Raw genomic sequence first — 13900 nt, forward strand, 5'->3', positions numbered from 1 at the left:
TGCGAAGGCACTGAACAGTTACGAACCGAAAATAAAATAACAGGGAGGAAAAGTTATGAAACAGAAAAAAGCAATGGCCGTATTACTGACAGCTTGTATAAGTGCAGGAATGTTTGGAAATCTCAATGTGAGTGCAGATGGGGATAATCTGAATAAAGAAGGTTTTCCGATTGTAAATGAAGAACTCACGTTTCGTATTTTTGGACAGCAGGGTCCGGTTCAGTCCAAATGGGATACCATGAATATGTGGAAAAAATATCAGGAGATGACGAATATCAAACTGGATTTTACAGATGTTCTGGCAGCCGAAGGATATGATGAGAAAAAAAGTCTTATGTGGGCAAGCAATGAGTATCCGGATATTTTTGTGCGTGCGTTTTTGAATAATACAGAGATTGTTAAATATGGAAGTATGGGGATTCTGGCCCCGCTGGAGGAGTTGATTCCGGAATATGCACCTAATCTTCAGAAACTCATTGATGAGGATCCGGCAATCCTGTCCAGAATCACGGCTCCCGATGGTCATATTTATGCGTTACCTGCAATATTTACACTGACAGCAGCCAGAGATGACAAATTCTGGATTAATACTTCCTGGCTGGAACAGGTGGGAAAAGAGATTCCAACAACTGTCGATGAGCTGGAGGATGTGCTCAGGGCCTTCAAGGGTGTTGACTTTAATGAAAATGGGGAAGCAGACGAATATCCCATGGGAATTTCAGATGCTCAGGCATTGATTCGTCGTTTTGCGGGAGTATGGGGGCATCAGTACCAGTTTGGCACCTGGTTGGAAGTGAAGGATGATACGGTTTCTACTTATTTAACTGATGACAGTTTTAAAGAAGAACTGGAGTGGTTGGCATCCATGTATGAGGAAGGTCTGATCGATCCGGAGATCTTTACACAGGAATATGCGAAATATGCAGCGAAAATGGCTGGTCAGCAAATGGGGCTGTTTTTTAATCAGGCTGATGATACTTTTGATTCTACAAATTTCCAGGGAATTTCTCCGTTTGCAGGAAAGGCGGATCAACAGTATGTGCAGGCATCACCGGCAGCTCGAGATAATGGCGTATTTGCAATCTGTGCGGACTGTGAAAACATAGAAGCAGCGCTTCGATGGATTGATTATTTCTACAGTTATGAAGGTTCCATTCTTATGCGTTATGGTGTAGAGGGCGAGAACATGTATTTTGATGAGGATGGAAAACCTCATTATAATGATGGAATTCTGGACAGTCCGGAAGGAAGTGGAACAGAGATTGGTAAATTCACAATCTGGCCGGGAGGCGGAGCTCCTCAGTGGGTAAATGATGACAATTGTGAAGCCATTGCTTCTGAAGCAACACTGAAAGCACAGGAAGCGCTGGATGCGTATCTTCCGAAACAGATTTATGCAGAACCGCTTCTGGAGGAAGAAACTTCTGATCGCCTTTCCGTTCTCTGGACAGATCTGGAAAACTATATGAAAGAAACGACTTCCAAGATGATCCGCGGAGAATTGAATTTTGATTCAGACTGGGATACTTATGTAGAGACTATGAATAAGATCGGCTTGGAGGAATGGGTTTCTATTTATCAGGAAACATATGATAATCTGCAGAACTGATAAGAGGGGGATAGACAGAAAAAGATAAAGGAGGAGGAAATGAAACAGAAGAAGAGTATAAAAAGAATTTTGAAAAGTAAATGGCAGTTGTTGGCCATGTTTGCAGTTCCGTTTATCTGGTACGTTATTTTCTGTTATGTCCCAATGTATGGTATACAGTTGGCATTTCGAAACTATAATCCGAGACTTGGATACCTGGGCAGCCCTTTTGTGGGGCTGCGCTGGTTTAAACAATTTTTTTCATCTTACTATTGGAAAAACATTATCTGGAATACGTTTTCTATCAGTTTATATTCTATTCTGATTGGTTTTCCGATTCCGATTATTCTGGCGATTATTATTAATGAACTTCCGGGGAGAAAGTTTAAAAAAATTTTACAGAATATTACTTATATTCCGCATTTTATCTCTATGGTAGTCCTTTGCGGAATGTTGTATCTGTTTCTGTCACCACAGTATGGAATTCTGAATACTTTTCTGGGCGTATTTGGAATCAAACCAATAGGTTTTCTGGAATCTTCTAGATATTTTAAAGGGGTTTATGTAGTATCTGAAATCTGGCAGGAAAGTGGATGGAGTTCTATTATTTATATAGCAGCTCTGGCAGGTATCGATCCATATCTTTATGAAGCAGCAAAGATTGACGGAGCGGGCCGCTTGAAAAGAATCTGGCATATTTCTCTCCCAGGTATTACACCGACCATTGTTACTCTTCTGATTTTAAAGATTGGTCAGATTATGAGCATTGGTTTTGAAAAAGCCTATCTTTTACAGAACGACTTGAATATTCAGGCGAGTGAGATTATTTCCACTCTGGTTTATAAACAGGGAATCCTTCAGGGGAACATCGGTTATGCTACGGCTGTTGGACTTATGAATTCTTGTCTGAATCTGGTTTTGATCATTGCGGCAAACCAGTTCTGTAAACGGACTTTTGATACAAGTCTCTGGTAGGAGGAAGATGATATGTGGAGAAAAAAGAGTAAAACAGACAAGATCTTTGATCTGATTCTGATTCTGATCAGCCTCTGTATCATGATTGTTATTGCATATCCTCTGTATTTTGTGATTATTGCCTCTTTCAGTCAGCCGGAGGCAGTTCTCGGAGGAAAACTTCGTTTTTGCCCAATTGGATTTAATCTGGACTCTTATAAAATGGTTTTGTCGGAACCAAAAGTATGGATCGGTTATAGGAATACATTACTGTATACAGTTCTTGGAACCGCAATCAATCTGGTACTTACGACATTGGCGGCATATCCCTTATCAAGAAAAGATATGCCGGCAAGAACATTTTTTACCTTTGTTATTTCATTTACTATGCTGTTTGGCGGTGGAATGATTCCTGTATATATGGTGGTGAAAAATCTGAAACTTACAGATACGATATGGAGTATGATGATTCCAAATGCTATTGCGACATACAATCTTCTGGTAATGAAAAACTATTTTCAGACATCCATACCAGATGAACTGCAGGAAGCAGCAGCTATTGATGGCTGTAATCATGTACAGACTCTGCTTAAAGTGGTGCTTCCACTTTCAACTCCGATACTTGCGGTAATTCTTCTTTTTTATGCAGTAGGTCATTGGAATGCATTTTTCAATGCTGTGTTATATCTGAGAAAACAGGAACTTTTTCCGCTGCAGATCATTCTTCGTGATATTCTTCTTCAGAATAGCCTGGAAGCCGTAGGAGGAGATCTGACTGGTATGTATGAAAAGGTTATGCGTGGTGAAACTATGAAATATGCACTGATTATTGTAGCAAGTGCTCCGGTAATCATTCTCTATCCATTCATTCAGAAATATTTTGTAAAAGGAATTATGGTAGGTGCAATCAAAGGATGATACAAAGAAGGAGAAAGCTATGAAAAAGCCAAATTTAATTTATGTTTTTGCAGACCAGCTTCGATATTTTTCTATGGGTTATGCGGGGGATTCCAATGCGTTGACACCGAATATTGACAGAATCTGCGGAGAAAGCGTCAATCTTTGTCAGGCAGTATCTGGGCATCCGGTATGTGCACCTTACAGAGCGTCACTTTTTACAGGAAAATATACAACAAGTACAGGAATGGTGATTAATGAGATTCGTATGAATACCCATCATCATACTTTTGCACAGGTCTTAAACGAAGGAGGATATGAGACTGCCTATATTGGAAAATGGCATATGTACGCGGCCGAATTAGGTAATCACTATGATGTGAAAAATTCTTTTATACCCAAAGGACCGGATCGTCTTGGCTTTGATGGATATTTTGCAGGTTATAATTTCCGTCATGAGTATGAACCGGGTACTGCTTACTATCATTTGGATACACCGGAAAAAATCTATTATGATAAATATGAACCAGATGCTCAGACAGATATGGCAATCGAACAGATCAAACGCCTTTCGGAGGGAGATAAACCATTTGCTCTTTTCCTTTCTATAGGAACCCCTCATGATCCATGGACACCTGAGAATGTGCCTGAGGAATATTTGGAGCGGTTTAAAGATAAAAAATTTACGTTGCCTCCCAATTATCTGCCTGAGAATGATCCGCATGCAGATGATTGGGCAAGATTGTCGGAAAAAGAACGTGAAGAACTTCCGGAATGGATGCGAGTTTATTATGCCATGACGGCAAATCTTGATGATAATATTGGTCGTTTGAAAAAAGCTATCCAAGATATGGGGATGGATGAAAATACGATTTTTGTATTTACTTCAGATCATGGAGAACTTTTTGGGGCCCATGGAAGACGGGCAAAAAATATTTTCTATGAAGAAGCGGTAAGGGTGCCGTTTCTGATTCAGTGGAAAAATCATCTGGAGGAAGGAACAAAACGAGATTTTGTTCTGAACACCGTAGATATTATGCCGACCTTGCTATCTATGATGGGCCTTCCGATTCCAAACGAAGTAGAAGGAAAGGATAAAAGCAAAAGTATCTATGGTACAGAATCCGATGAGGATGGTGCGTTGATGATGTGCACCGGTCCGACCGCAATTTTCGGAGATGGTCAGGAATGGCGGGCATTTCGTACAAAAAGATATACCTATGCAGTTTTTAAGTCTGATGGAAAAGAATTTTTATTTGATGATTGGCAGGATCCATACCAGATGAAGAATTTGATTTGCGATCCGAAATATCAGGAAATCGCCAGTGAGCTGAAAGCACAGATGTACAAAAAGATGCATGCGATTAATGATAATTTTCAAAATAATACCTGGTATGAGAAAAACTGGATTAAAGACAGAATCATTCTTAAAACAGCGACGTTGAATCCGGAATAAAGGGAGAAAGCAACTGTCAGACGGTTTATCCGCAGAGAAAAACACAACGGGAAGCGGCGGCAGAAGCAGTCCGTCAGGTGGGATTAAACCAGATCAGAGAGATTGACGAAGAAATTTTCAAAGAAGCGCCGGAATGGAAAGAAATGTTTTTTCAGCGGCTGGAAGAATTAAAAAAATATGAGAGATAAAAAGCACCGTGATTTCCACAAAATGTGGCTGTCACGGTGCTTTTTGCTCATTCCTGTAATGTTTTTAACTGATAGAAATATCCCTTCTTTGCCATGAGCTCTTCGTAGCTTCCGATCTCCGCTACACGGCCGTCTTTGATAAAAGCGATACGGTCGGCTTTTCGGATCGTGGAGAGACGGTGGGCTACGATGAAGGTGGTGCATTTTCCCATCATGTGGTCGGTGGCTTCCTGGACTTTTTTCTCAGAAACAGAATCCAGTGCCGAGGTGGCTTCGTCGAAAATGATGATCTTCGGTTTGCGGATCAGGGCACGGGCAATGGAGATCCGCTGTTTCTGGCCGCCGGAGAGCCGGTCTCCGTGTTCCCCAAGAGGCGTATCGAGACCATCTGGCATCTTATCCAGCAGATCCTCCAGCCCCACTTCATGGATCACATCCCAGATCTCCTCATCAGAGATCTGTTCCAGTCCGTAAGTAATGTTTTCACGGATGGTTCCGGAGAAGAGAAGGGTATTCTGCGGGACTACGGCAATCTGCTTCCGGTATTCCGTCATATCGAGATTCACCAGATTGATGCGGTCAATGAGGATTTTTCCGTCCGTGGGAGGAATAAAGCCGATCAGAAGATTCAGGATCGTGGATTTTCCGGTTCCGGATTCTCCGGCAAAAGCGATACTCTCACCAGGTCTGACCTCCAGATTGAAGTCCTTCAGGATATACCGCTCGCTGTCCGGATATTTGAAATCCACGTTGCAGAAACGGACGTTTCCCTTCAGATCACCGAGAGGAACAATGGAATGGTTGGGTTCCACCTGTTTTTCCTCCAGGATATCTCCGATGGAACGGACGGATTCCATGCCCTTGCAAAGATCCGGGTAAATATTGATCAGAGTGGAGATCTGTCCAACGATCTGTGTGAAATATGTCTGGAAGAGAACGACCTCGCCAACGCCGATCTTTCCCTTTACAGCCAGACAGCCTGTGAAAGCCAGGCAGAGGACCTGGAAACACTGGAAAACCACCCAGCTGGCGGCACCGAAAAGATTGTTCATCAGATCCAGCTGAAAGCCCTGGTGCATGATTCCTTTCAGATACCGCTGCATCTTGCTGATCTCTACTTCCTGCAGGCCGTGGGCTCTTGTGACGGGGATCATTTCCAGCATTTCGGCCACGGCTCCCTGTGTACTTTCCATTTCTGTACGGAATGCCCGGTTGCGTTCAGAGATGGGTTTCTTGAAATAATAGATCCCGGCAACTGCCACGGGGATCGCAGCCAGAAAGACAACAAAGACCAGAGGGCTGTGATAGAGCGTGACGGCGGAAGCTACGATGACGTCCAGAATGAAGAAAAACAGTGTCCGGACGATCTGATTTAAAAGCATCTGGACATTTTCTACATCACGCATGACCTTGGACTGCAGCCGTCCGGACTGGATCTCCTTATAAAACATGATGGAAAGCTGCTGGAGCTTTCGTACCAGAGCGTTTCTGAGAGAGCCTTCGATCTCCCGGTTTGCCCCGGAGAAGTTTTTGGTAGCCATGTAGTTGCTGAACGCATTCTGGCTGATGAAAAGAAGCGCAATAACCAGGTTAAACAGGATCCGCTGAATACTGTTCCTGTCCGGATTGGTGGCAGTATCGATGATGTTTGCAGTCACGATCGGTGTGACCCAGACTGGGGAACGCTGACAGAGCAGCCAGAAAAAACCTTTCAAGCACTGGAGCTTTTTCCCCTTGTAAAACCCCATGAGAATCTTCAGCGGATGATTCTCGTTTCTGGAATAATTCTGAAGGTACTCGTCGAAATGCTCAAGTCCTTCCTCCGGAATGTTTTCTTTCATGAATGACCCTCCTTACATGCGTTTTCCGGTGTGATAGGATTTCTTATTTTTATTGTAGCTGTTTTTGAGGATTCGTCTATAGAAAAATCAGATGTTTTTTTGCATTTTGTTTTTACAAGTTTCCAATGGATTGATGACAAATCCATTGATTTCTTATCCGGAGTCTGATAAGATAGGCAGGTATGAAATTGTCGCGCACAGGTTCTTTCGGATCAATCCGAATCCCAGGGCGCTTTTTTCGGTAAGAAAATGATAGATAGAAGTTAGAAAAGGATGTGTGTTATGACAGAAAATAAGACGGCAAGACCGGAAAGTCTGGAACAGGTCTTTCTTTGCTATACAAAAGACAATCTGCAGGATATTGCAAAGAAACACGGCTTAAAAGGTTTCAGTAAATGGAATAAGAAGGATCTGGCAAAATGGCTGAAGGATCAGCTGTTGGATGAAAACGTCATGGGCGAAATCGTAAAAAAAGCTTCTGCAGATGAGACAGAGTTCTTTGAAGCTGCGATTCGTGAACAGGAAATTCAGATCAGTCAGGATCTGGTAGCGGCTTCCATACTGCTGACTACTTATGGAGCCTATGATCCGAAACAGAGCGTTTATCTTGTGCCGGATGATGTGGAAGAACAGTATGAAAAGATCTGTACACCGGATATGCAGGCAGAAAAAGCAAACAGAGGCCGCATGGAGATATATGCAAAAGCAGCTGCTTATTTGTATGGTGTGATTTCTGTCGAGAAATTTGCAGAGATCTGCGAGACCTATGATGAGGCGCTTACAGATGTAGAAGAAGTAAGGGGCATGCTGGAAGAAATCTGCCGCAACAATGAGGAAATCTGTCTGAAGGATGGTCTTTTGATGTTCTCTGATCTGTCAGAAAACAATGTGTACCAGGAAGTACAGAAGGTGCAGGGTTCCTTTGAATATTATATTCCGAAGACAGAAGAGGAATTTGTGAATTATGGCAGACTGGAATGTCAGGAACCGAATGAAAATACCGTGTTCTTTATCCAGACGATGATGTTTGAGTTCCACAAGAATCAGGCAGAAGCTTTACAGATCTTCTACGAGGTGCAGGATTCTATCCGTATGAACTTTCCGGAGGAAGAAATCATTTCCCTGCTTTATCAGCATGGCTGCTATTTCTCTTCACAGAAGCAGGTGGAGGATACGAAAAAAGAGATCCGTCGTCTGGGCTGCATGACCAGATGCTGGGATTATAAAGGACACATGGAGTCTGAAATGACAAGAAATGCCATGTCTGTTGGCCTTGGAAGAAAAGTTTACCCCAACGAGCCGTGTCCTTGTGGAAGCGGAAAGAAATATAAACGCTGCTGCGGAAGAAAAGGCTGAGATATTAAAAAGGGGGCATTTTCATGATATACAGGCAGATTCAGAGAAATTCATATCTTTTGGATTATGCAGGCCAGCGTTTTTTGGTGGATCCGGTTATGGGTGGTCTGGAAAATGGAACCTCGGAGAATGTGGTAAAATTTGGAGAATTGTTAGATGTGGATGCAGTGATTGCAACACATCTGACAGGAGGGACTTTTGATTCAGAGGCAAGACGTCTGATTCCCAGAGGAATGAAAGTGTTTGTTCAGAATGAATTAGATGCAGATTCTCTGGATGCAGATGGTTTTTCTAATCTGGAGATTCTGACAGAAACAACAGAATTTGCTCATTTAAGTATTCGGAAAACCCCAGCTTTTTATCATGTCGGCGGTGCAGCAGAAAAAAATGAGAAAAGCTGTGGCGTTTTGATTTCTCATCCGGTTTTAAATCCTGCTTATCTGGCTGGAGAAAGTGCTTGGTATGATGGGATGAAACAGGTATTAAAAACCTGGAAACCAAGACTTATTGTGGTGAGTGCGGAATTTTCCGATACAGAAAAAGGCGGCAGCCGTTTCGGAATGAACCGGGAGGAACTGGCAGCATTACATTTAAGTTTCCCGAGAGCCAGAATCATTACCACAGGCTGTACAGATGAGACGTTCAGTACAGTTAGCCGCAGAGAATTAAAACAGTATGTGGAAACGCACCGGATGGAAGAATCTGTCTGGTTTCCGAAAGACGGGGAAGAATATCGATTGTAGTAGAGAAAAGAAAACTCTGTACAGGCAGAATAACAGTTGTCTGTGCAGAGTTTTTTTGATTTAAAATTTTTCTGCCATAAAGCGTCCGACACTCGGATGGTGTCATACCGGTAACAGATTTAAAAGTTCTGGAAAAATTATGACTGTCCGGAAACCCAAGAGAAGCAGGACTACAAGCCGTATTCTCATTACTTTAGTAAGGAGTCATTCGCACATGTTTGTGCCATCAAATAATAACGAATAGAGGGTTTTAGGGTTTATATCAAAATTAGAGAGAATATAGAAGCCTCTTGGTCTGTTGATGATCCTGATATGCCAGAATGGTTGAAGCAGTACGTCTAATCAGAACCGAATACGAAATAAATCAAAGAACCGATTGTTTTATATGAAAAACAATTATTAGTAGCATAAAAATGTTGCCCGGCACATACCGGGCAACACAGAAACTTTATATTTGTCTACTTGACGGGTAGCGCACCATCAACTGCTTCCCGGGGATTTCTGCATGTTATATGCTCTGGCTCTTTTGATGAAGCTTGTATGGAAGCATAGTGAAGATAATGAAGCGTATAAAAGAATACATGCGAGGATGGCGGTCAGTCATCACCGCCTACTCTATTGATTTAAAATTTTTCTGCCATAAAGCGTCCGACACTCGGATGGTGTCATACCGGTAACGGCCTTAAAAGTTCTGGAAAAATTATGACTGTCCGGAAACCCAAGAGAAGCAGAAATCTGTTGAACGCTGTCATTGGTATCAAGAAGCAAAAACTGTGCCTGTTCAATCTTTAATTTCATCATATAGTGTTTGAGTGTGAAACCACTGTATTCCTTACAGATGAGAGAGAGATGTTTGGCATTATATCCAAAGTGGTCGGCGATATCCTGGATTTTAAGATTTTTATGGAGGTTAAGCCGGATATAGTCGCTCATATCACTGTACAGAATGGAGGAAGAGCTGTGGCGTGCAGGTTTACCTTTTTCAGGATCAGCAGCAGCCAGAGATTTTACGGTTTTGCTGTCTGAGCGCATTTGTGAAATATACTGTTGATAAATCTCACAGAGGATCAGGGTTGTAAGATAATTTGCATAATCCAGAGAACTGAGATATTTACTGCGGCGATGATCCTGCAGCATACGCATGAGTAAAAGTACTTTTTCAGGTGCAAGCAAATCAGCCTGAGCAGGAAGATAAATGGAATGATCCGTGCTGATAAAATCATTGGGAGATGGATTCTCAACAAGCAAATGGCTATTGCAGGAAAAATGCATCCAGTAATACTCGGCTGGAGAAGGGCGATATCCTTTTCTTCGTTCTCCCTCTTTTGGATAAAGAAAGAGATACTGACCTTCAGAAACGGCATATTTAGTATCTCCTTTTTTTAAATAAAGAGCTCCTTTTGTCATTACAATTAATTCAAAATTGCTGAGAGGGCGGTCGGCATGCATATAATCAGGAGAATTATCTTGAAATTTTCCGATAGAGTTAAATTCCAGTGGTTTACTGATATCTATAAAATTATAAATCATGGCTAATCTCCTTTCAAATATGAAAAATTGACACCATATATGAGAAAATGAAACTTTGACACAAAAAATGAAACATAAAAAACAATCCAAAAGTGAAAAAAATAAGGATTTTCAGCATTTTTATTATACTCAAAAAAGAAGAATAAGTACAGTTTTTTTGCAATAAATAGGATATTTTGATATTTACTCTGAAATAGGCATTTTGTATAATTATCTCATCAAAACACATAGAAATATGTGTAAAAGAACGAAAGGAAGGAATCAAAAATGAAAAAGACTGGCAAAAAATGTGTATCTATAGTGGCATGTACAGCAATGGCGATGGCTGTATTGACGGGAACTGGAATTGGAGCATCTGCAGATGATGTAACCCTTGAAGTTGAAACCTCCTGGACTGGTGAGCAGTTGGATGCATTGCAGTCTATCATGGATGATTTTACAGAAGAAAGCGGAATCGGAGTAGAATTGATTGCTCCGGGTGAAGATTATGAGAATGTAATGAAAACCCGTATGGCATCCGGAGATCTTCCGGATCTTTGGGAGACACATGGATGGAGCACCACCCGTTATGCAGAATATCTGTCAACCGTAAATGATATGGAGTGGTTTGATCAGATTTCAGATGCAATCAAAGGAACCGTTACGGATAAAGACGGAAACGTTTATGTATTGCCTTTATCTCTGGATCCGGCATCTATCTGTTATAACAAAGATGTTTTTGAAGCAGCTGGCGTGGAACCGGGATCCATTCGTACCTGGGCTGATTTTGAGGCAGCCTGTGATAAGATTCTGGCAGCAGAGAAAGTTCCGGTTTATGTAGGTGGAAAGACCGTGGATAATACCGCAAATCTGATGGAAGTAATCGCTCCGGGCTTCCTGACCAACTCTGATGTGGCAGAGAATCAGGGAGACGCTCTTCTGGATGGTACTTTTGATTTTGATACCTACTGGACGCCGATTGCTGAGATGCTTCAGGGATGGATGCAGAAAGGATATTTCAATCAGGATATTCTGACAGCCAGCAATGATTCTGCTATTCAGGCATTGGCTATGGGCGAATGTGCTTTTGTTATCAGTGGAAATCATACGATTGTTCAGGCACAGGAGTACAATCCGGATGCAAATCTTGGTATTATGGCAATTCCGTCTCCGAGTGAAGAAGGATCTTCATATGTAAGTTCCGGAGAAGGTACTTGCTATGGTATGTGGAAAGACAGTGAGCATCAGGAGGAGTGCAAGACACTGTTAAACTATCTGGCACAGCCGGATGTATGCAAACAGATTGCAACAGTGAATGGTAAGATCCCGGGACTGAAAGGTGTAACTAATGAAGACGAATATGTAACTAAAGAGTTCAATGAAATGCAGGAACTGTATAAAGATGATCTGATTTCCATCCAGTACTTTGATCGCCAGTATCTGCCCAGCGGTATGTGGAATGATATGGGTGTTTCTACAAATGAAATTTTCATGGATCCGGATGGTGATGGAGTTTCAAAATGTGTAGAGTCTATTAAGACAGCATACACAGAAAAAATGAATCAGTAAAGATTGACTAATGTATGAGACCGGGAGTGTTTTGGGGGGATTTCCCGAGACACTCCCGGTCTTTTTGCAGGGAAAGGTGGAGAGTAATTATGAAAAAACGGAAACGGATGCTCAATCTGTTTTACATTCCGGCTCTGATATTGATTTTATTTTTTGTTGTATATCCGCTTTTGGAAGCGTTTCGGATTTCTTTTACGCAGTGGAATGGATATTCTCAGGATTATAAATACATTGGTTTCAGCAATTATGCAAAACTTTTTAAAGATGAAAATTTCCGGACGGCATTTATCAATACAATTATTTATGGTTTTGGCAGTACTTTGCTACAGAATGTGTTTGGTCTGGCATATGCAGTATTCCTGAACAGCCGTTTCCGCGGTCATTCTGTTGTAAGAACATTCATTTATCTGCCGGCAATGATTTCCGGCCTGATCATGGGCTATATTATTTATTTCTTTGTAATGTATAACCATGGAGTATTCAATGAAATCATCGGTTGGTTTGGGGCTGCCCCGGTTGACTGGATGGCAGACGGTCCGCGAGGTGTCATTATTATGACACTGATCAACTCCTGGCAATTTGTTGGTATCTGTATGGTTATTTATCTGGCAGGACTTCAGAATGTGCCACAGATGTATCTGGAAGCTGCGGAAATCGATGGAGCAAATTCCTGGCAGCGTTTCCGTCATATTACATTTCCGTTACTTCTTCCATCGATCGCTTCAGCAGTTGTCTTAAATTTGATCGGTGGCCTGAAATTGTATGATGTAATAGTAGCTCTTTCTGGAGGTGGACCTGGTTTTACTACGCATTCTCTGGCATCTTACATTAGTAATCAGTATTTCAAAGCGCAGAATGCAGGATATTCAGCTGCTGTCGGTATCTTTACATTCTTTTTCATTATGATCGTGGCCAATATTTTCACACGCTACTTTAATAAGAAGGAGGTAGAGATGTGATGAAGAAAAAGAGAAATTATATGCATAAATCTAACTGGTGGAAATATCTTCTGGCAGTGGTGATTGTAATTTTCCATGTACTTCCGCTGTATGTTCTGGTGGTCATGGCGTTTAAGACAAAGACAGATATGTCCTCACTTTTAACGATACCGAACTATTTTTATCCGGACAATTTCATTAAAATTTTTAAGAAAGGCGAGATTCTGAATGCTTTTAAAAACACGGCAATTGTAACGGTCTGTGTCCTGTTTTTAGAGATCGTGGCAGGAGGGCTGGCATCTTATCCGTTGGCAAGGAATAAGAGCAAATGGAATCAGTTTATCAGTTCTGTATTTATGGGTATTATGATGATCCCCTCCTTGAGTATCCTGGTAGGTGTTTATTCTCTTTTGGTTTCTATCCATGGAATTTCTACTTTATGGGGATTGATCCTGGTATCGGTTGCGTTTGGTCTTCCTATGACCATTTACCTGTATACAAATTTCATCAATGCAATACCAGAATCTTTGGATGAGGCCAGTGCTATAGATGGATGTAATGTTTTTCAGAGCTTTTTCAAGATCATTCTGCCGCAATTGAAGCCTGTGACAGTGACTGTATTGATCCTGAACGGAGTTGGTATCTGGAACGAATACGCTTATGGATTATATATCCTGCAAAAACCGAAAACATATACGTTGACGTTGATGATTTCTCAATATTTTTCAACTGGTGGAAAAGATTTTAATGGTGCAGCAGCGGCAGCATGCATTGCAATTATGCCTATTGTTATCGCCTATATTTGTTTACAGAAGTATTTCATACAGGGAACCATTGACAGTGCAGTGAAAGGCTAAAGAA

Annotated in this window: 11 protein-coding genes and 1 pseudogene; 9 read left to right on the plus strand and 3 right to left on the minus strand. The window is 41.6% G+C overall.

The window, feature by feature from the left end; all coding sequences use genetic code 11:
• Nucleotides 1–55: 55 nt before the first annotated feature.
• From DXA57_RS10005 to DXA57_RS10020, 4 genes are read left to right on the plus strand one after another with little or no spacing between them, the layout of a single operon-like run.
• Nucleotides 56–1609, plus strand: a complete 1554-nt coding sequence (locus DXA57_RS10005) for an extracellular solute-binding protein (RefSeq protein WP_117767135.1) — start codon at nucleotides 56–58, stop codon at nucleotides 1607–1609.
• A 39-nt stretch (nucleotides 1610–1648) separates the two neighbouring features.
• Entirely contained in the window at nucleotides 1649–2563 is a 915-nt protein-coding gene (locus tag DXA57_RS10010) for an ABC transporter permease (protein WP_117767137.1), read from the plus strand.
• A 12-nt stretch (nucleotides 2564–2575) separates the two neighbouring features.
• The gene (locus DXA57_RS10015; RefSeq protein ID WP_117767139.1) at nucleotides 2576–3460 is read left to right on the plus strand and encodes a carbohydrate ABC transporter permease; all 885 of its coding nucleotides are present in this window, start codon (nucleotides 2576–2578) and stop codon (nucleotides 3458–3460) included.
• Between the two features lie 19 nt (nucleotides 3461–3479).
• On the plus strand, nucleotides 3480–4895 hold the full coding sequence (locus DXA57_RS10020) for a sulfatase family protein (RefSeq protein WP_117767141.1): 1416 nt from the start codon (nucleotides 3480–3482) through the stop codon (nucleotides 4893–4895).
• Between the two features lie 235 nt (nucleotides 4896–5130).
• Here DXA57_RS10020 and DXA57_RS10025 read toward each other — a convergent pair whose 3' ends face one another.
• Complete coding sequence (locus tag DXA57_RS10025) at nucleotides 5131–6924, minus strand: ABC transporter ATP-binding protein (RefSeq protein WP_117767143.1); 1794 nt, start codon at nucleotides 6922–6924, stop codon at nucleotides 5131–5133.
• A 282-nt stretch (nucleotides 6925–7206) separates the two neighbouring features.
• Between DXA57_RS10025 and DXA57_RS10030 the strand changes: the two genes are divergently transcribed.
• Together DXA57_RS10030 and DXA57_RS10035 are read left to right on the plus strand one after the other, a co-directional pair.
• Nucleotides 7207–8280 (plus strand): SEC-C metal-binding domain-containing protein, encoded by a 1074-nt coding sequence (locus DXA57_RS10030; protein ID WP_158571297.1) that lies wholly within the window; start codon nucleotides 7207–7209, stop codon nucleotides 8278–8280.
• Between the two features lie 23 nt (nucleotides 8281–8303).
• Nucleotides 8304–9023 (plus strand): MBL fold metallo-hydrolase, encoded by a 720-nt coding sequence (locus tag DXA57_RS10035; RefSeq protein ID WP_117767147.1) that lies wholly within the window; start codon nucleotides 8304–8306, stop codon nucleotides 9021–9023.
• On the opposite strand, the pseudogene DXA57_RS17915 reads toward DXA57_RS10035, so the two are convergent.
• Together DXA57_RS17915 and DXA57_RS10045 are read right to left on the minus strand one after the other, a co-directional pair.
• Nucleotides 8932–9177: pseudogene (locus DXA57_RS17915) on the minus strand (hypothetical protein); the annotation flags it as partial. The gene DXA57_RS10035 and the pseudogene DXA57_RS17915 sit on opposite strands and share 92 nt — an antisense overlap.
• Nucleotides 9178–9638: 461 nt before the next feature.
• Nucleotides 9639–10553, minus strand: a complete 915-nt coding sequence (locus tag DXA57_RS10045) for an AraC family transcriptional regulator (RefSeq protein WP_117767151.1) — start codon at nucleotides 10551–10553, stop codon at nucleotides 9639–9641.
• 267 nt (nucleotides 10554–10820) lie between these two features.
• Between DXA57_RS10045 and DXA57_RS10050 the strand changes: the two genes are divergently transcribed.
• The 3 genes from DXA57_RS10050 to DXA57_RS10060 all read left to right on the plus strand — a co-directional run bounded on the left by DXA57_RS10050 (nucleotide 10821) and on the right by DXA57_RS10060 (nucleotide 13896).
• Complete coding sequence (locus tag DXA57_RS10050; protein WP_117767153.1) at nucleotides 10821–12101, plus strand: ABC transporter substrate-binding protein; 1281 nt, start codon at nucleotides 10821–10823, stop codon at nucleotides 12099–12101.
• Nucleotides 12102–12190: 89 nt separating this feature from the next.
• On the plus strand, nucleotides 12191–13060 hold the full coding sequence (locus tag DXA57_RS10055; protein ID WP_117767155.1) for a carbohydrate ABC transporter permease: 870 nt from the start codon (nucleotides 12191–12193) through the stop codon (nucleotides 13058–13060).
• Nucleotides 13060–13896: a carbohydrate ABC transporter permease gene (locus tag DXA57_RS10060; RefSeq protein ID WP_243005765.1), complete on the plus strand. Its 837-nt coding sequence runs from the start codon at nucleotides 13060–13062 to the stop codon at nucleotides 13894–13896. Before DXA57_RS10055 ends, DXA57_RS10060 begins: the two co-directional genes overlap by 1 nt.
• Nucleotides 13897–13900: the final 4 nt, after the last annotated feature.

Source organism: Blautia sp. OF03-15BH, from assembly GCF_003463065.1.
Classification (GTDB): domain Bacteria; phylum Bacillota; class Clostridia; order Lachnospirales; family Lachnospiraceae; genus Limivivens.